16 protein-coding genes are annotated in these 18707 nt (G+C 66.0%); 7 read left to right on the top strand and 9 right to left on the bottom strand.

Annotation, left to right across the window (positions count from 1 at the left end):
* Positions 1-5: 5 nt before the first annotated feature.
* The 9 genes from AC1RS9_RS10490 to AC1RS9_RS10530 form a co-directional block, all read right to left on the bottom strand.
* Positions 6-1865 carry an ABC transporter ATP-binding protein gene (locus AC1RS9_RS10490; protein WP_449759023.1) on the bottom strand — a complete coding sequence of 620 codons (1860 nt, stop codon included), beginning with the start codon at positions 1863-1865 and terminating at the stop codon, positions 6-8.
* On the bottom strand, positions 1862-3052 hold the full coding sequence (locus AC1RS9_RS10495) for a glycosyltransferase (RefSeq protein ID WP_492921363.1): 1191 nt from the start codon (positions 3050-3052) through the stop codon (positions 1862-1864). Before AC1RS9_RS10495 ends, AC1RS9_RS10490 begins: the two co-directional genes overlap by 4 nt.
* Positions 3049-4065 (bottom strand): CgeB family protein, encoded by a 1017-nt coding sequence (locus AC1RS9_RS10500; RefSeq protein ID WP_006944450.1) that lies wholly within the window; start codon positions 4063-4065, stop codon positions 3049-3051. Before AC1RS9_RS10500 ends, AC1RS9_RS10495 begins: the two co-directional genes overlap by 4 nt.
* Positions 4062-4604, bottom strand: a complete 543-nt coding sequence (locus AC1RS9_RS10505; protein ID WP_492921453.1) for an acyltransferase — start codon at positions 4602-4604, stop codon at positions 4062-4064. The genes AC1RS9_RS10500 and AC1RS9_RS10505 overlap by 4 nt, the downstream gene beginning before the upstream one ends.
* Positions 4605-4606: 2 nt before the next feature.
* Positions 4607-5950, bottom strand: a complete 1344-nt coding sequence (locus AC1RS9_RS10510) for an O-antigen ligase family protein (RefSeq protein ID WP_492921365.1) — start codon at positions 5948-5950, stop codon at positions 4607-4609.
* Complete coding sequence (locus AC1RS9_RS10515) at positions 5937-6248, bottom strand: PqqD family protein (protein ID WP_038569058.1); 312 nt, start codon at positions 6246-6248, stop codon at positions 5937-5939. Before AC1RS9_RS10515 ends, AC1RS9_RS10510 begins: the two co-directional genes overlap by 14 nt.
* Positions 6245-7132: a nucleotidyltransferase family protein gene (locus AC1RS9_RS10520; protein ID WP_492921367.1), complete on the bottom strand. Its 888-nt coding sequence runs from the start codon at positions 7130-7132 to the stop codon at positions 6245-6247. The genes AC1RS9_RS10515 and AC1RS9_RS10520 overlap by 4 nt, the downstream gene beginning before the upstream one ends.
* A 78-nt stretch (positions 7133-7210) precedes the next feature.
* The gene (locus tag AC1RS9_RS10525; protein WP_062257977.1) at positions 7211-8266 is read right to left on the bottom strand and encodes an NAD-dependent epimerase/dehydratase family protein; all 1056 of its coding nucleotides are present in this window, start codon (positions 8264-8266) and stop codon (positions 7211-7213) included.
* 130 nt (positions 8267-8396) lie between these two features.
* The gene (locus tag AC1RS9_RS10530; protein WP_492921369.1) at positions 8397-9617 is read right to left on the bottom strand and encodes an NADP-dependent isocitrate dehydrogenase; all 1221 of its coding nucleotides are present in this window, start codon (positions 9615-9617) and stop codon (positions 8397-8399) included.
* A gap of 423 nt (positions 9618-10040) precedes the next feature.
* Here AC1RS9_RS10530 and AC1RS9_RS10535 point away from each other — a divergent pair, with 423 nt between their 5' ends.
* The 7 genes from AC1RS9_RS10535 to AC1RS9_RS10565 all read left to right on the top strand — a co-directional run bounded on the left by AC1RS9_RS10535 (position 10041) and on the right by AC1RS9_RS10565 (position 18706).
* A complete protein-coding gene (locus tag AC1RS9_RS10535) occupies positions 10041-11456 on the top strand; it encodes a tyrosine-protein kinase domain-containing protein (RefSeq protein WP_492921371.1) in 1416 nt (471 codons plus the stop codon).
* Between the two features lie 4 nt (positions 11457-11460).
* Entirely contained in the window at positions 11461-13377 is a 1917-nt protein-coding gene (locus AC1RS9_RS10540) for a polysaccharide biosynthesis protein (protein WP_492921373.1), read from the top strand.
* A gap of 239 nt (positions 13378-13616) precedes the next feature.
* Positions 13617-14420, top strand: a complete 804-nt coding sequence (locus AC1RS9_RS10545; protein ID WP_492921375.1) for an MraY family glycosyltransferase — start codon at positions 13617-13619, stop codon at positions 14418-14420.
* 8 nt (positions 14421-14428) lie between these two features.
* Complete coding sequence (locus AC1RS9_RS10550; protein ID WP_492921455.1) at positions 14429-15661, top strand: glycosyltransferase family 4 protein; 1233 nt, start codon at positions 14429-14431, stop codon at positions 15659-15661.
* Positions 15658-16575, top strand: coding sequence for an NAD-dependent epimerase/dehydratase family protein (locus tag AC1RS9_RS10555; protein ID WP_492921377.1), 918 nt, complete (start codon positions 15658-15660; stop codon positions 16573-16575). The genes AC1RS9_RS10550 and AC1RS9_RS10555 overlap by 4 nt, the downstream gene beginning before the upstream one ends.
* Positions 16572-17597, top strand: coding sequence for a polysaccharide biosynthesis protein (locus AC1RS9_RS10560; protein ID WP_492921379.1), 1026 nt, complete (start codon positions 16572-16574; stop codon positions 17595-17597). Before AC1RS9_RS10555 ends, AC1RS9_RS10560 begins: the two co-directional genes overlap by 4 nt.
* Positions 17594-18706, top strand: coding sequence for a polysaccharide biosynthesis C-terminal domain-containing protein (locus tag AC1RS9_RS10565; RefSeq protein ID WP_492921381.1), 1113 nt, complete (start codon positions 17594-17596; stop codon positions 18704-18706). Before AC1RS9_RS10560 ends, AC1RS9_RS10565 begins: the two co-directional genes overlap by 4 nt.
* The last annotated feature ends 1 nt before the right edge of the window (position 18707 follow it).

The raw sequence follows: 18707 nt of genomic DNA on the forward strand, positions 1-18707 counted from the left end.
TCGCTTCATCCCTCCTCGAGTCGACCGAGACGCACCAAGCGTGCGAACGCGGGGCTCTGGGTTTGTAGTTTCGCAAAGGTGCCGGACCCGACTACGCGGCCATCCTCCAGGTAGATCACACAATCGGCATGCTTGACGGTCGAAAGCCGGTGGGCCACGAGAATCACCGTGATGCTTCCGTGTAGGCCACGAATGACTGCGCTGATCTTGTCCTCTGTCTCGTTGTCCAGAGCCGACGTGGCCTCGTCGAGAACGAGGACCTGCGGGCGCCGATACAGTGCCCGCGCGATACCGACGCGCTGCTTCTGCCCACCCGACAATTGGGTTCCTTGGAACCCGACGATGGCGTCCATACCCCCGGGCAGGGAATCAAGAAGCTCGCCGAGTTGCGCCAGGCGAAGGGCCGCTTCAACAGCGGTTCGGTCGACAGACTGCTCATCGGCCCCGAACGCGACGTTCTCCCACAAGGTGGCGGCCAGCAGGTAGACGTCCTGCGGAACGTAAGCGACCCTGTCGAGCCACTGCGCGTGATCGGCGACGATGTCGAGCCCATCGAACGACACACGCCCAGTATTAGGTTCTATCAGCCCGAGGACGATGTCGATGAGGGTTGTCTTGCCCGAGCCGGACAAGCCGCAAACAGCAAGTGACGATCCCTCGGGAACCACGAATGACACGCCCTGCAACACGTCGTCGACCCCATCCGGGTAACGGAACCGCACGTCGTCGACGACGAGGTCGCCGGATCCCATCGCAGTCGCCGCGTGGCCCAGGTGCGGGTCCTTCTGGGCTCGTCCAGCTCGGGCGGCCCCCTTGCGGGGGGCTTCGCTCAGTCCCCGCAAAGCTTTCGTCGTGACATGGAGGCCCTCGATGCCGAATCGGATGTTTCCCAGCGTGGCGGTGAGCGCTGTCAACGACGGCAGCAACTTCACGGCGGCCGCGACGAAGAGGGTGATGGTGGGCATTGTGTTGTCCGCCCCGCCGCTCAGCGCGCTCGAACACAGCAGAACCGCGATCCCGAGAATCGTGACGAATTCGAGGACATACTTGGGAGCCTGGGCATAGAAGTTGGCGTCCCGAGACGCGGCGGCATTACGTGTGGCCGCATCACTGTACGTCACGAGAAAGTGCTGCTCAGCCTTGTGCATTCGCACTTCGCGGGCCCCATAGATCGCTTCGAGCAACGCATGGCTCATCTGCCCCGCGGCCTCTTGCGCAGCGATACCCGCCCTTCGATTCCTCGGCGCCAAGAATCGCTGGACCAGCGCGACCGCCACGAGGGAGTACACGATGACGCCCAGGGTGGTGCCAGGGGCCACGGCGAAGAGGAAACCGGCAATGAGACTGATTGACAGGAGCTGCCCGAACACCCCGAGCACGCCTCCCAGAACGTTGGCGTGGGCGGCCTGCACCGCGGCACCCACCGTACGGACGACCGCGCCGACATCCCGTCGTCGTTGCACGAGATAGCTGTCGCTCAAGTAGCTGTGCAGCAGCCTGGTCGCTGTCAGGACTTGGAGACGGGCCACCAAGTCGAAGGACCAGCGCGCGACCGCGAGGGCAAAGATGCTCTTTGTCAAGAAAGCCAGCACCATGGCGACGCAAAGCATCACGGCGAAAGGGCCACGCTCAGGCGTGCCCGCAAGGCGATGGATGACCCCGAGGTATCCGGCCTCGAGGCTCGCCCCGGAAAGCACCTGCATGACGGGCAGGACGACTGCCAAGCCGGCGAGATCGAGCAATGAGACCACGAACTGCAGTGCAGCGTACAAGCCGAGCTGTGCGCGGGTGCCGCGTGGAAAGCTGGAGACTAGGTAGCGCAACTCGCGCACCCAGGAGGTCTCCGGTTCAACAGAAGTAGTCATGAACGAGGACTCCCGGTTTCGATGAGGGTCAGGAGGCGTGTCGCGAACGCGGCCTCGGAGAATTCTGCTGCTCGCCGCTGCGCGGCTCGACGCAAGCTGGCCATGTCTGTCGGATCGGCGCGGGCAATATTGCGTGTAGCCAGCCGCAACTCCTCCAAGCTCGTCCATCGCACGGTTCCTGGCACGTCTGCGACGACTTCTGCCGGGCCCGCGGTGTCGTACACCATGGCGATAGCTCCCGCGGACATGGCTTCCACGGTCGTGATGCCGAAGTGCTCCTGTGACTGCGGTGCCATGAGGTGTGACTCTCCGAAACCCTGTGCGTGCCAGTACACCGACGACTCGCGATAAAGCGTGTGCAGTTCTTCAAGAGAGGCATTGGGATGAAACGCGACGGGCAGGCCAACGGACATCTCACGCAGCCTGGCCAGCTCTGCCTCTGAACCAACACTCCCAGCCAGATGCAATTGCCAGCCTTCTGCGTGCAGGTCCGCCATTGCGCGGAAGGCCACGATGAGGGCTTCCTGGTTCTTGTACGGGTGACCCGGCTGCCGGTCCTGAAATCTTCCGACTGCGAGGATCGAAGGCTGCCGCCAAACCCGTCCTGCCCCGACGCCGCAACAGGGCGGGTAGAGGACGTAGGGGTCGACACCCCAACGCTGTCGCGCGTGAGAGGCGGTGAACCGTGAGTTGGCAAGGAATGACGTGTAGGTGGCTCGAAAGTCGCTCCCCCGATTCTGCAGGCGGCGCGCGTACTGCGTCCAGGAGACGTAACGTGCACGAAGACCCGTGAGCCCGGGCGTCGTCAACTGGTGCGGGAAGTGGATGTAATACAGACTGCGCTCGGCGAGTCCCGGCAGAGTCGCGCCGTACATGCACGTGAGAAAGACGTCCGGCTGCATCGAGCGCACGATGCGGGCCCAGACTAACTCTTCGATCACCGTTCGCAGCGCCTCGAAGCGTCCCATCCTCCCGACGCTGGGAAGTTCCTCGTACGCAACGCCGTCGAGGTCGATCCCGAAGTAACCGGCGTAAGCCCCGAGGTCATCAACCTGGCCGGGAGCCACGATCACCGTGTCGTAACCGGCTGCCTTGAGCGTTTCAGCTGCGACGAGCGCTACGCGCTCGGCGCCGCCGCGCGCGGCAAGCATCGGGGCGAGGACGACCGCTCGGCCCCTGTCACTCACGACCACGCCTCCAATAGAGCGTCCGCGCGGTGCGTGAAGGTGTGTTGGGCGAGAGTACGTCGACGTGCCCTCTCGCGCAGCATCATGAAGTCCTGCGGACGCGCCACCGCGTGTCGGCACAGGTCCACGAGCTCCTCGTGGCCGTCGTACACGAGGATCTCTTCGCCTGGATCGTAGAAATCCGCCACGTCGGCACGATCAATGATCTGCACCGCACCCACCCCGGCGGCCTCGAACGTTCTCATCGTGAAGCCGTCCTGATCCCCGTGGATGTTCAAGGTGGCCCTGCCGTTCCGCATGATGGCGTGCGCGGACGGGCCGGCCACGTCGCGTCTGGCCGGGATGCCGAGTGAGCGCACACGCCACGTGCGCGCGCGGTCGAACACGTGATCCGACCAGCCCCGCCCCCAGGCCTGAACGGGGACACCTGCAGAGACAAGCGCCGCGAGCGCATGCTCTCTCTTGGGCAAGGGCGCACCGACGAAACTCACGAGCCCGGCGCCCGCAGTTGTGTTGTCGATGACGCTCGATGCATCGAAACCCAAAGGCACCTGCGCGATACGATGACCAGCCGCCCGGAGCGTTGCAGCGTCCTGGGCGCTGTACGTCGCCAACTGGGCATACCGCCCGACGAGGTCCGCGTCAAAATTGGTACGGCGGATCTCGTCATACATCCACACTCCGACGAGCCGGTCGTTCTCGGCGGCGAGGGCCCAGAACTCTTCTGTCAGAACATCCCCGCGAATGACGAGGACGAAGTCTGGAGACACTTCGCGAACCCGGGCCATGGCGCGGCGCGAGACCGTGGCGCCGGACAGATGCCCTCCGTCACCTCGAAGTTTGCCGGCTAGTTCGTGTGCGGTCTTGTTCCAGAGCTTCTCAGCGGGCGACGCGGCGACGTCGTAGCAATGGGTGAGCACCTCGTACCCCAACTCACCGAACGCCCGCCCGATGGCTGCGTAATAGCCGTGGAATGAAGGAGAGATGATGAGCAGTGACCGCGAGCGCGTCACGCTTCACCTCCCATCACGCGCGCAGGAACGCCGCCCACGACGGCGCCCGGCGCCACATCCTTGACGACGACGGCGCCGGCTGCAACAGTCGCCCCTCTGCCGATGGCTACTCCTCCGAGCACCACGGCGTTCTGGCCGATGAAGACGTCGTCCTCGATGAGGACGGGCCCGGTGCCGCGGACCTCATGCCGTGAGCCTCCTCGGGCATGGTCGGTCGACGTCACCATGACGTTGTCCGCGAAGACACAACCGCGACCGATGCTCACCGGGTCGCTCGAGTGCAGGTGTACGCGATGGCCGATGTAGGTGTCCGCACCGATGGCAAGGTGCCCCGCGGGGCCTTCCGCCGCCAGCCAAGCGCCGTCTCGAATGATGACCCGATCCGCGACGCTGATCCTGTCGGTCCCCTGGATCATGAGAGGCGAAACCAGCACGCTGCCCGACCCGAAGTGCGCGAAGGCCCGTCGATACAAAGGGGTCAGGAGTTGGGCCCGCCGATAGCGAACACCTGGGGTCTTCTCGATCAATGTTCGTGTCATCTTCACGCCTGGACCTCCGATCGCGAGGCGCCGACCGGAGCGCCGCGATGCAGCGGCGCCGCGCTGGATGCGCGTGGCGGGGCCATCTCGGCGGCCCGCCACGCAAGATTCGACGCGGCGGCGGGTTTGCCGAGACGGTAAGCGATGCAGATTCCGAGCACGATGAAGGCACCCACCGTCATGAACACCTCTCCCAGTTTCCACGCGCAGACGAGCACGACGATGACCGTCGCCTCTGCTGTGAGCATCTCCCATGAGACATGCAGTCGTCGATCGAGCAATCCCAGGCCGAGGAGGACGAAGGCCAGAACGGTTGACCAGAGAAAAACATGACCGCCCTCGACGAAAGCCTGCAGATACGAATCATGGAACCATTGCCGTCGATCACCGATCACCACGAACCCCTGATTGAGACCGAGGCCCGTCCACGGCGTCAGGGATGCTTTGATTTCCATCGCCTGATCGATCTGCGCCCTGTACCAATCGGTGCCTGTTCGGTCACCGAACGCGGAACTGGAGGCATAGTTGTTGATCGAGAAGACGAGAACCGCATACCCGATCGCCGCGAGGGCGATTCGATAGGCCACACCGATCCGGTTGCGGAGCAGGACCCACAGGGCGGCCAGCACGATACCTCCGAGCGCGGTTCGCGATCCGGTGAGAAAGACGAACCACGTCGAGAGGAAGAACCACGGTATGCGCCAACGCGGGGACAGAACCGCAAGCCCGAGGATCCCCCATATCGCGTAGTACATCCCTGCAACGTTCTTGTCCCCATAGAAACCGGTCAGATATGGCGGGTAATTATTCTCCGTCAGCCCGGCATAGAACAGAAGGACGTTGGCACATGCGCTCATGCATGCTCCGATGATGAACGACCGAATGTCGATCCGCCCGGTTGCGATGACAACGCACACGGCGAAGAGAATGAAGAACTTCAGGAGGCGCTGCTGCCACGGCATGCCGTGGAAGACGGAAACCAGGACGAGGAAGGCCATGAGTGCCAGGAAGGCGATGACCAGGAGACCACCGCCCGGTACGGTCAGCTTCGCTCGCCGGCAGGCACTGACGGCCACCATCACGACACCCGTTGCAAGACCGCCCACAAGACCCCCAGGCAGGGCGGTGGTGACGAACATCAGCGAGAAACCCATGACGAGGTCCAGGAGAACCACCGGCCCCCAGAAGCCGGCGACGGCCTGCCCGACCTTTTCCACGCGCGTCGAGGCGTGCGGTCCTTCCGTTGCGGCCTTGACGTTACGGGATTCAGGCACAGACGCACTTCGGCGGGTCTCAGCGCCGAGCAGGTGCTGCCACTCGGGAGCCATCCCCTCAGTTCGATTCATGGCCCGACCTCTCCTCCAGCAGGCCGTGATCGACCAAGGACATCACGAAGTTCTGCACGGGCTGCGCGATCTCGTCGGACGGCCATCCGTGCTCAGCAGCCAAGAGCGCCACGAGCCCCTCCGTGTCGGAGACCCGCGGGGACGCCCGCCAGACCAGCAACCCTACCTGCGGCAACCGCACGATGACTCCTCGAGACGCCCTGAGCACCCACACCGCAGATCGATCATCGGGGTCCGTCTCCACAGCGATGTCCTCAGGGATGGCCCATCGGCCCTGGGTTTCTTCACGGCGAGTCATCGCTCGGCCCTCGTACGCAGCCGCGTTTCAAGCCGGTGAAGCACATCACCGAGGGCCGTGACGAATCGCTGCCGGAAAGCGTGCACATATTCACGGCGCGTGGGAGGGTGGCCCAGCTCGTCGCTCAAGAGGCCCTTGTTGACCATGAAGAATGCACGGAAGACCCGCCCCTTCGCCAGTGGCCCGCGTGCCGCCCGGAAACGCCCGCCCCACTCGTCCAGACGTGATCCTTGCCCGCTGGAGAAGTACTTCCACAACGCGTAGGCAGGCAGCCCACGGAATTCCTCGAGACCACCGACGGCGGCAGCCAGCGCCAGCCGAGCCTCCATCTCGTCGGCGCGCCGTACCACTGCGGCGCGGCTCCCCTCCTCAGCCCCGCCCCAGGCAGCCTCGAGGTCCTCGATCCGGTGGCCGCCGCTACGCGCGAAGTGAAGAAGCAGCACCAGTCGCTGATCGTTCAGCGACGGCACATCACAGGCCACTCCGGCGAGGGTCCGGATCGTGCGCTGTCCCCACATGGCTTCGAAGGCCGTCGCGGGCTCGACATCGAACCCGGGCCACCAGCGATGTACATCCAGAAGGCCGAGATCGTGGCGGAGGTTCATCGCGTGACCGAAAGCGGAGCCTTCGTCGAAACCTGTGATCTCGCGCCAACCTCGCGCCCGGAGCGCCTCGACAAAGGCAAGCACGTGCTGGGGGCGAACGAGGACGTCCACGTCAACGCTGTGCCGCGCCGCCCGCTGCAGGCGGAGATCCACTGCTGGGCCTTTGACGTGGAGAAGGTCGCAACCGACCTCGTCAGCGATGAGCTGTACATAAGCATGCAGCAGCCGGACACGGACTGTCTGAGGGACCTCGACGCAGTTTGCCGTCATCGTGTCCATTCGTCATCCCCTATCCTGGCCTTGCACGTTCCAACACACAGGCGCGTAGCGCCAACTTGCCTTGCCCTCGCGGCGAACTCAGCTCGTCAGACCTCTCTGCCGCAACTCGCGCAGGGCGACGTCCCATGCCTCCGAATCGGCGCCCGGCATGTCCCACGATCGACCGATGAAGTCGGCCACGGCCTGCTCACTGCTCATCAGAGGCAACGGCGCGCCTGCGCACCGGAGACCCTCCAGAGAGGCGACGGCGTGCTCGATGTCCCCGGCCCGGCCGACATCCACATACTCCACCGGCGCACTCGCGACCGGGGCCGCAGCAGCAGCGAACCGAGCCAGGTCAGTCAACGACGTACGCTCACCGGTGCCACAGTTGAGGACCCGCAGGCTCCCGAGTCGACCCGGGTGATCGATGCACCAGGTGATCAGACGCGCAACATCGTCGACGTGCACGAAATCCCTCGTCGCAGAGCCATCGCCATAGACCGACAACGGTCGACCCTCGCGGAGGCGCGCGAGGAACGCCGCCAGAACCCCCGTGTAGGGATTGTGGAGTGCCTGTCCGAAGCCCACCACGTTCTGCGGTCGTAGAACAGTGACCGGAATCGCGGCGGCGTACTCCGCGAGGATGGCCTCCGCCTCGGACTTGGTTTCTCCGTAGACGGAGACAGGGCGATGCGGGTCCTCCTCCCGGGACGGCGCGGCCTCGGCCTGGGGACAGCAACGTCCACCGAACCGAGTGCCGTGGCGCCGACACTCGTACCGTCCCTCGCCGTAGACAGCTCGGGACGACAGTGCGACCAGAGCGGCACCCCAAGAAGCCGCCGCAGCAGCCGCGAGCCGCGTCCCCTCCACGTTGACAGCCCTGTAGCGCTCGGCCTCGTACATGGATTGTGCCGTACCGGTTTCAGCAGCCAGATGAACGACGACATCGAACCCCGGCAATGCGTCCCACGTGCTTGCCTGACTGACGTCTGCGATGACGACTTGCCCCGGAAAGCGCTGCACGGCAGCTTCTGCATGCTGGTGCACCTGGGCATTCAAACTGTCGACGGCGACCAGTTCATGCTCCGAGGCCAGCATGACGGCGACATGTTGACCGATGAATCCGGCCCCGCCGGTGATGAGTATGCGCATGGCGCCCTTCGTTGTGACCCGTTGCTTCGTGCCACTCTAACGCCCCGGCATGACGGGCGTCAGAACAAGACGCCCCCGTCACGTGTCCTTGAACACGCGACGGAGGGCGTCACCGGTGAGACCGCCGTGATCAGGCAGCCATGGCCTTGCTGAGGTTCTCGTCGATGGCGGCGAGGAAGTCCTGCGTGTTGAGGTACGGCTGGTCCTTGCTGATGAGCAGCGCGAGGTCCTTCGTCATCTTGCCCTCCTCGACCGTCTCGATGCAGACGCGCTCGAGGGTCTCGGCGAACTTCGTCACCTCGGGCGTGCCGTCGAGCTCGCCGCGCTTGGCGATGCCGCGCGTCCAGGCGAAGATCGACGCGATCGGGTTGGTCGACGTCTCCTTGCCCTGCTGGTGCTGACGGTAGTGACGCGTCACCGTGCCGTGCGCAGCCTCGGCCTCGACGGTCTTGCCGTCCGGCGTCATGAGGACCGACGTCATGAGGCCGAGCGAGCCGAAGCCCTGCGCGACGATGTCGGACTGCACGTCACCGTCGTAGTTCTTGCAGGCCCAGACGTAGCCGCCCTCCCACTTGAGCGCCGCAGCGACCATGTCGTCGATGAGGCGGTGCTCGTAGGTGAGGCCGCGCTTGTCGAACTCGTCCTTGAACTCGCGGTCGAACACGTCCTGGAAGATGTCCTTGAACGCACCGTCGTACGCCTTGAGGATGGTGTTCTTCGTGGACAGGTAGACGGGCATGTTGCGCTCGAGGCCGTAGTTGAACGACGCGCGAGCGAAGTCCTTGATCGACTTGTTGTAGTTGTACATGCCCATCGCGACGCCGCCGTCCTCGGGGAACTCGGCGACCTCGTAGACGACCTTCTCGCCGCCGTCGGCAGGCGTGTAGGAGATCTCGACCTTGCCGGCGCCGGGAACCTTGAAGTTCTGCGACTTGTACTGGTCGGCGTGAGCGTGGCGACCGATGATGATCGGCTTCGTCCAGCCCGGCACGAGGCGCGGCACGTTGCTCATGATGATCGGCTCACGGAAGATGACGCCGCCGAGGATGTTGCGGATCGTGCCGTTCGGGCTCTTCCACATCTCCTTGAGGCCGAACTCCTCGACGCGCGCCTCGTCGGGCGTGATGGTGGCGCACTTGACGCCGACGCCGTACTCCTTGATCGCGTTCGCCGCGTCGACGGTGACCTGGTCGTCCGTCGCGTCACGGTTCTCGATGCCGAGGTCGTAGTACTTGAGGTCGACGTCGAGGTACGGGTGGATCAGGCGGTCCTTGATGAACTGCCAGATGATGCGCGTCATCTCGTCACCGTCGAGCTCGACGATGGGGTTCTTGACCTTGATCTTCTCCATGGCCTGTGCTGGCTCCTTTGATCAGTTGGTGCGACGAATGTTCGCTGGCCTCAGGCTATCGCCATCCCACCGGCTCCCCGCAACGTCATCCTGGCGCGCGCAGCGCCTCCCACCTGCCGGGAGGCGAGGCACAACAGCGACACGATGTGACCTTTATCACCATACCTGCGGGTAACCCATCTCACTCACACCCCCACCCGCTCGCCCGACATTGCCGAATGCTTGGCAGACGCTGCGAAAACCCTTGGAACCCCATGCAACTCGCGACGAGACACACTCAAGGGTGAGGTCGAATTCGCGTCATGACCACGTCAATGAATCAGGTCAGTTGTCCTAGATACAGACTTTGGTGTGGGTCACAGCCAGTCCGTAAGGTCTCCATGACACTCGCGCGCAGTGCGCGAACACAACAGGAGGCACTGGGTGGATCTTCAGTCGTACATGCGCGCCATCATGAAGCGCTGGCGCATCATTGCCGGCTGCGTGCTCATCGCACTCTCCCTCGCCGTGCTCCTCACTCTCTTCACGCACAAGACGTACAGCTCGTCGGTGCGCTTCTTCGTCTCCACTGCGGACGCGTCGGACAGTTCACAACTCGCGCAGGGCAACACGTTCACCCAGGATCGCGTCAAGAGCTACACCCAGCTCATGAAGACGCCGAAGGTGCTCCAGCCCGTCGCAGACGAGGTCAAGATGCCCGGCGGCGCGGCGGCGATCGAACCCAAGGTGACGGCCAAGGCGGCGCCGGACACCGTCATCATCGACACGAGCGTCGTCGACACGAGCCCGAAGCGCGCGCACGCCATCGCGCAGGCGCTCGGCGAGCAGTTCCCCAAGGCCGTCGACGAGCTCGAGAGCGTCTCGAAGGACAAGCCGAGCCCCGTCAAGGTGACGCTCGTGCAGCAGGCGACGAAGAGCACGAAGGTCGGCCCCAGCTGGCCGACGAACCTCGTCCTCGCCGGCCTGCTCGGCCTACTCGCCGGCACCTCTCTCGCGCTGCTGCGTGAGCGTCTCGACACGAAGCTGCGCACGAAGGACGACGTCCTCGAGGCCGCTGACGACGTCACCGTCCTCGGCGCCGTGCCGTTCGACAAGGACGCGAGCGCCCACCCGCTCATCGTCGCCGACGACCCGCACTCGACGCGCGCGGAGGCGTTCCGCTCGCTGCGCACCAACCTGCAATTCGTCGACGCGACGAAGCATCCGCGCGTCATCACCGTCACCTCGTCGCTGCCCGGTGAGGGCAAGACGACGACGGCGGCGAACCTCGCTCTCGCGCTCGCCGAGTCGGGTGCGAGCGTCTGCCTCATCGAGGGTGACCTGCGTCGTCCGCGTCTGCTCAGCTACATGGGTCTCGAGGGTGGCGTCGGCCTCACCGACGTTCTCATCGGCCGTGTCGCCGTGCGTGATGTGGTGCAGCGCTTCGGCGAGCGCCGTCTCATGGTGCTCGGCTCGGGTGCGACACCGCCGAACCCGAGCGAGCTGCTCGGCAGTGAGCCGATGCGCGCGATGCTCGAGGATCTGCGCGGCCGTTTCGACTACGTCATCATCGACGCGCCGCCGCTGCTGCCCGTCACCGACGCCGCCGTCCTCTCGCGCGTCACGGACGGCACCCTGGTCATCGCGGGCGCCGGGATCGTCAAGCGCGACCAATTCCTCGACGCGCTCGACCACCTCGACGCCGTCGACGCGAAGGTGCTCGGTGTCGTGCTCAACCGTGTCGAGCGGGGCCCGCGCGGCAACTACTACGACTACCGCTACGACTACTCCCCCTCCACCGCCGACGACGACGACAAGGGCCGCACCCTGACGAGCCGTCGCTCGCGAAAGGGCCACTGAGGCGATGTCTGCGCCGGGGGGATCAACCCGACTGCCTCTGAGGGAACGTGATCGCGCCGTTCGCTACGGCTGGTTCGCGACCGACCTCGTGCTCGTCCTGTGCGCCGCCTATGCCGCGGCGTGGCTGCGCTTCGACCTCGACGTCTCCGATTCGGCGTCCGTCGAGATCGCCATGTTCGCGTTGCTCGCGGTCGGGTTGTACGCCGTCATCGGTTTCGTCCTCGGCCCCTATCGCATCGGGCACGTGCGCGGCTCGTTCGAGGAGACCGCCGACATCGCCCGTGCGACGGTGGCGATGGGGCTCGTCCTCGCCGTGCTGCGTCTGGCCTTCGGGGTGCCGCACGTGCCGCGGAGCATGCCGTTCACGGCGCCGATGTTCGCGCTGCTCGGCATGTTCACGCTGCGTTTCCTCGTGCGCTCGTGGCGCTGGGGCCGGCGCGTCTCGCGTGAGCAGGACGTGCAGGCCATCGTCTTCGGCGCCGGCCACAGCGGGCGTCAGCTCGTGCGCGGTTTGCACCGCGACACCTCGGAGGGCACGCGGTACGTGCCCGCCGCGCTGCTCGACGACGACCCGGGCAAGCGCCGCTTGAACGTCGACGGTCTGCGCGTCACCGGCACGCGTGAGGCCATTGCACGCGAGGCGGAGCGCACGAACTCGAGCGCGCTCATCATCGCGGCGTCCACGATGGAGGGCGAGGACGTGCGTGACGTCACCGAGCGCGCCCGTCAGGCCGGTCTCGACGTGCTGATCATGCCGCCGCTCAACGAGATGTTCCACTCCCCACGCGGCGCGGATCTGCGTCAGCTGAACCTCGAGGATCTGCTCGGGCGTCAGCGGATCGAGTTGGATCAGACGGCGATTCGTCAGTCGATCGCGGGCAAGCGCGTACTCGTCACGGGTGCGGGCGGTTCGATCGGTTCGGAGCTGTGCCGTCAGCTCGACAAATACGGCCCGGCAAAGCTCGTGCTGCTCGATCGCGACGAGTCGGCGATGCATGCGGCGCAGATGTCGATGACGGGGCGGGCGCTGCTCGACGACGGCACGCTCGCGCTGTGCGACATCCGTGACCCGCAGTCGCTCGCGACGGTGTTCGAGCGCGAGCAGCCGCAGGTCGTGTTCCACGCCGCGGCGCTCAAGCACCTGACGTTGCTCGAGCAGTTTCCGATCGAGGCGTGGAAGACGAACGTCCTCGGCACCCTCAACGTGCTCGAGGCGGCGCAGGCCGTCGGCGTCGAGACGTTCGTCAACGTCTCGACCGACAAGGCGGCGTGGCCGTCGTCGGTGCTCGGGTATTCGAAGCGTCTCGCGGAGCGTCTGACAGCGTCGTTCGCGAGCGCGGCTGACGACACGTACGTCAGTGTGCGGTTCGGCAACGTGCTCGGTTCGCGCGGGTCGGTCATCACGGCGTTCACGGCGCAGATCGAGCGCGGTGGGCCGGTGACGGTGACGCACCCGGACGTCGAGCGGTTCTTCATGCTCATCCCGGAGGCGTGTCAGCTCGTGCTGCAGGCGTCGGCGATCGGCACGGACGGCGAGGTCATGGTGCTCGCCATGGGCAAGCCGGTGAAGATCGTCGACGTGGCGCGCACACTCATCGAGATGGCGGGCAAACACGACATCGAGATCCAGTACACGGGGCTGCGCCCGGGTGAGAAGCTCTCGGAGCAGTTGTTCACGCCCGGCGAGGAGATCAAGACCTCCGAGCACCCGCTCGTCTCGCACGTCAACGTGCCGGCGATCGACCCGCAGCTCGTGCGCGCGCAGTACTTCGACACGGACGCCGACGCGCTCGCCTGGATGGTCGAGCACTCCGGCGGCCACCGCGATCACGACCCGAGCAAGGACATCGACATCACCGCGGAGGGGCCGATCCTCTCCCCCGATTCCGTCGCCGATCACCATGGTGGGGAGAACATCTGATGCACGCCTCCCCCGTCGCGCGCGTCGCGCTGAAAGCCGGAACAGCCGCCGCTTTCACGACTTTCGCCGCAGCCCCTCTGGTTCGCCGCGTGATGCTGCGAGCAGGAACGCTCGACATTCCGAACCACCGTTCGAGCCACACCACGCCGATCCCACGTGGTGGCGGCATCGCCTGCGTGTGCGGCGCAGTGGTCGGGGTGGCAGCCGTCGAGCTGACGGAACCGACGGCGCGCCGCCGTTTGCCCGCCGCCCTCGTGGCAGCGCCGCTGGCGATGGCAGCGGTCGGGTACGCCGACGACCACACCGGTGGGCTGCCGCCTCTCCCCCGGCTTGCGGCTCAGGCACTGGCCGGGGCCGTCACAGCCACGGCCGACCTCCCTCCGCTGGTTGCTGTTGCGGCCATCGTGGCCATGCCCGGGCTCGTCAATGTCGTCAACTTCATGGACGGCATCAACGGCATCACCGGTTCGACGGCTGCTGTCTGGGGCGTGAACGCCTACCTCGTGGCGCAGGCCGAGAAGGACGTGACCCTCGCGGTACTCGGTGCGGTCACCGCAGGCTCCGGGCTGGGTTTCCTCCCCTGGAACGCGCCAACCGCCCAGGTTTTTCTCGGCGACGCCGGCTCGTACCTGTTCGGCGGACTGTTCACGGCCGGGATCGTCGCGGCTGCGCGCGGGGGCGAGGGCCGCGCCTCCGCAACCCGTTGGCGTGCCGCCATGGCCACGGCTGCTCCGCTGTTGCCCTACGTGACCGATGCTGCTCAAGCCATCATTCGTCGGGCGCGCGCAGGAGAACCGCTGACGGAGGCCCATCGTGAACACGCCTACCAGCACCTCGTCGACCGCGTCGGATTGACCCACGCACGTGCCAGCGCCGTGCACGCCTTCGCTGCGATCACGGCGGCAGCGTCAGCGCGTGTGGGGAACCCATCGGGAATGGCCGGCATGGCGGGCGCTGCGGGCGCATACGTCGCGGCTCCCTTCGCCCTGCGCAGTGCTCGACCGCGTCCCGACGCGGGCCGTGGATCGAAGGAGACCGCATGAAGATCGGAATGATCAGCCACTGGTATGACCCGGAGGGCGGTGCAGCTGCCGGGCCGGGCACGATCGCGCGAGCCCTGCGTGATCGTGGGCACGACGTTCACGTCGTCACGGGGTACCCCATCTACCCCGCCGGGAAGGTGTTCGACGGGTACCGCATCCGCCCGTACCAGCGTGAATGCATGGACGGCGTCACCGTCCATCGTTTCCCTGCCTATCCCAGCCACGACGATCGTGCCGCCCATCGCATGGCGAACTATCTCTCGTTCGCCACAACAGGGTCGATCGGTGCCTTGGCGGTCCTGCGCGATGTCGACGCCGTCTTCGTCTACTCGACACCGGCGACGGTCGGCGCCGCCGGTGTGCTGCTACGGCTCGTGGAACGGAAGCCGTACCTCGTCCAGATCCAGGATTTGTGGCCCGACACCGTCACCTCGTCGGGATTCGTGAACGACGCCGACCGTGTCGGGACGATGGAAAAGGCCCTGCACCGAGCCTGCAACACGGTCTACCGCTTCGCTTCCCGGGTCGCCGTCACATCGCCCGGCATGGCCGACCTCCTCGTCGAGCGTGGTGTGCCGCGCGGCAAGATCGACTTCGTGCCCAACTGGGCCGAGGAACGAAGTTTTCACCCCGCCCCGGTAGACGCCGGTCTGCGGGATGAGCTCGGTCTCCCCTCGGGCGGTTTCGTCGCCATGTACGCGGGAAATCTCGGTGAACAGCAGTCACTCGAGACCGTGATCGAGGCGGCCGCACTGCTGCGTGATCACTCCGACATCACCTTCGCGCTCGTCGGCGCCGGCGTGGCGGAGGGGCGCCTCCGCCACCTCGTCCAGGACAAGGGCCTCACCAATGTCGTCTTCTCGGGTGCTCAGCCGTTCTCACGGATGGCGCAGGTACTCGCATTGGGAGACGTTCAGCTGGTCACGCTCAAGGACGTGCCGCTGTACCGTGCGACCCTGCCGAGCAAGCTGCAGGCCAATCTCGCCTGCGGTCGTCCGACGATCGCCGCGGTTGCCGGCGATGGTGGAGCTCTCATCGAGGCCGCCGGCGGCATCGCGGTCGCGCCCGAAAGCCCCGATGAACTCGCGGACGCTGTGCGCGCCATGGCCTCCAGCTCTGCCGAGGAGCGCTCGGAGCTCGGCCGCCGGGCGCGTGACTACTACCTGGCCAACTACAGCGAGCAGGTCATCGGTGATCGGCTGAGCGAACTGCTCCTCTCCGTCGCAGAGGGGGCACGATGAGCCGGGTGGCCGTCGTCGGTGCGAGCGGCTTCGTCGGATCGGCTGTTGTCGAGGCATTGACGCGGCGTGGCCATGAGGTCGTGCCGGTGCGCGCACCGCGCCTGACAGCCTCCTCGGATGCCGAGGAGCAACGGGCCGCCGACGAGCTGGCACCGTCATTCGCGGGAGTCGACGCCGTCGTGAACGCTGCTGGAATCGCGGAGGCGACGGGGGATGACGCCGCCATGGCTGCGGCGAACGGTGTGTTGCCTGCGGCAGTCGCGGGGGCGTCGCGTCGCAATACCGCGAGACTCGTGCACGTGAGCAGTGCGGCAGTTCAAGGAAACGCGGACCTGCTCGACTCGTCAGAGGCTACGCACCCGTTCTCGCCGTATTCGCACAGCAAGGCCGACGGTGAGCGGCAAGTGCTCACCGCGCGCGGCGAGGGGCTCGAGGCCGTCGTGTACCGCCCGCCGGGCGTTCATCATCCCTCTCGCCGCGTGACCCGGCGACTCGTCTCGCTCGCGGCCTCACCCGCTGCAAGTGTCGCGGGGGCCGGGAATCGCCCCACGGCGCAGGCTCTACTCGAGAACGTCGCCGACGCCATCGCGTTTCTCGCGACGTGCGAGACGGTGCCCCCGGCCATCGTCCACCACCCCTCGGAAGGCCTGACCACTTCAGGCCTTCTCGAGGCTCTCGGTGGGCGACGTCCCCGTCGCCTGCCCACCCCGCTCGCGCGGGTGCTGGTCTTGGCGGCCAAGCGCGCTGATCGGGTGCGGCCGGGACTGGCCGGTCAGGCTCGGCGCGTCGAGATGCTCTGGTTCGGACAGGCACAATCACCCTCGTGGCTGACTGCAGCGGGCTGGAGACCTGTCGCCCCCCTCGATCATTGGATGACCCTCGGACGCGCAGTCCGCGAAGGAGAACACGCATGACTGACCTCGCCGGCAAGACCATCGCCATCACCGGCGGCACCGGCTCGTTCGGTTCCACGATGGTGCGCCACCTGCTCGCCCAGGACGTGACGCAGGTCCACGTCCTGTCACGCGACGAAGCGAAGCAGGATGAGATGCGCAAGCGTTTCAGCGACGCGCGCCTCAAGCTCTTCCTCGGCGACGTCCGCGATGCGCACTCCGTGGAGGACGCCTTCGTCGGCGCTGACTACGTCTTTCACGCGGCTGCGCTCAAGCAGGTTCCGAGCTGTGAGTTCTTTCCCGATCAGGCGGTGCGCACCAACATCGACGGCAGCAACAACGTGCTGCGCGCCGCGAGCCGCGCCGGGGTCCGCTCCGTGGTGTGCCTGTCGACCGACAAGGCCGTCTACCCCGTCAATGCGATGGGCATGACGAAGGCCCTCATGGAGAAGAGTGCGCAGGCGTTCGCTCGCAACAACCCCGACTCCCCCAGTGTCGTGTCGACGACGCGCTACGGCAACGTCATGTACAGCCGCGGCTCGGTGATTCCCTTGTTCGTCAAGCAGATCATGGACGGCAAGCCGCTCACCCTCACCGAGCCGAGCATGACCCGTTTCCTCATGTCACTCGACGACTCGGTCTCGCTCGTCCTGCACGCCTTCGAGAACGCCGAGCGCGGCGACCTGTTCGTCCGCAAGGCCCCCGGATGCACCGTGGAGACGCTCGCGCGGGCGACGGCCAAGGTCCTCGGCGTCGACGACCCGCAGATCAAGGTCATCGGGGCCCGTCACGGCGAGAAGATGCACGAGACGCTCCTGTCGAGCGAGGAGATGGTGAAGGCCACCGACCAGGGCGACTACTACCGCGTTCCGCTCGACGCGCGTTCGCTCGAGTACGAACTGTTCACGTCCGAGGGCGAGACCGAACTCAAGGACGCGACGGACTACACCTCCGCCAACACCGAGCAGCTCGACGTCGACGGTGCCGTCGACCTGCTCATGACCCTGCCCGAGATCCAGCAGATTGTTGAGGCCCGCGCATGAAGATCGTCATCACCGGAGCACATGGTTTCCTCGGCTGGCACACGCGCGCACGACTGCACACGCTGACCGACCATGACGTCGTCGCCATCGGCCGCGACAACTGGGACGAACTTCAGGCGCACGTCGCGGACGCCGACGCCGTCATGCATCTGGCCGGCATCAACCGTGCGGAGACGGACGCCGCCGTCGAGCAGGGCAACGTCGACCTCGCGCAGGACATCGCCGACGCCGTGCGCGCGGCCGACAAGCCCGTGCGCATCGTCTACTCGAGTTCCACGCAGGTCGGCAACGGCTCTCCCTACGGCCGCGGCAAGGAGCGCGCTGGCGAGATCCTCGCCGACGCTGCCACCGCGAGCGGCGCCGCATACGTCGAGGTACGCCTGCCCAACATCTTCGGCGAGCATGCTCGCCCGTACTACAACACGTTCGTCGCGACGTTCGTCGACAAGCTGCTCGAGGGCGAGACCCCGACGGTCAACGACAACCCCGTCGAGCTGCTGCACGTGCAGGATGCCGCGGCCTCGCTCATCGAGGCCCTGTCTTCGCGCGACCGCCTCATCCGCCCCCACGGCCACGACACGCGTGTGCCGGAGGTGCTGTCGTTGCTCGAGCAGTTCCACGACGTCTACAGCCGCGGCGAGATTCCGAAGCTGCCGACGCGTTTCCACACGAACCTGTTCAACACCTACCGCGCGGCGACGTTCCCGAACAAGTACCCGTTCTCGCTCATGGTCAACGCCGACCAGCGCGGGGAGCTGATCGAGACGGTGCGCGCTCACGGCAGCGGCGGCCAGTCGTTCGTGTCGTACACGAAGCCGGGCAAGACGCGCGGTGAGCACTACCACCTGAGCAAGATCGAGCGTTTCGTCGTCATCAGTGGCAAGGCGCGCATCTCGCTGCGCAAGGTGCTGACCGACGAGGTCGTCGACTTCGACGTCGACGGCACGAAGCCGGCCGTCATCGACATGCCGACGCTGTGGGTGCACAACATAACGAACATCGGTGACGAGGACCTCATCACGATGTTCTGGGCCGACCAACTGTTCAACCCGGCCGCGCCGGACACGTACTGGGAGCCCGTGCGCCCCGCCGAAGCCAAGGAGGCCTGAG

The sequence above is a fragment of the Dermacoccus sp. MPR-E5 genome, assembly GCF_058809565.1.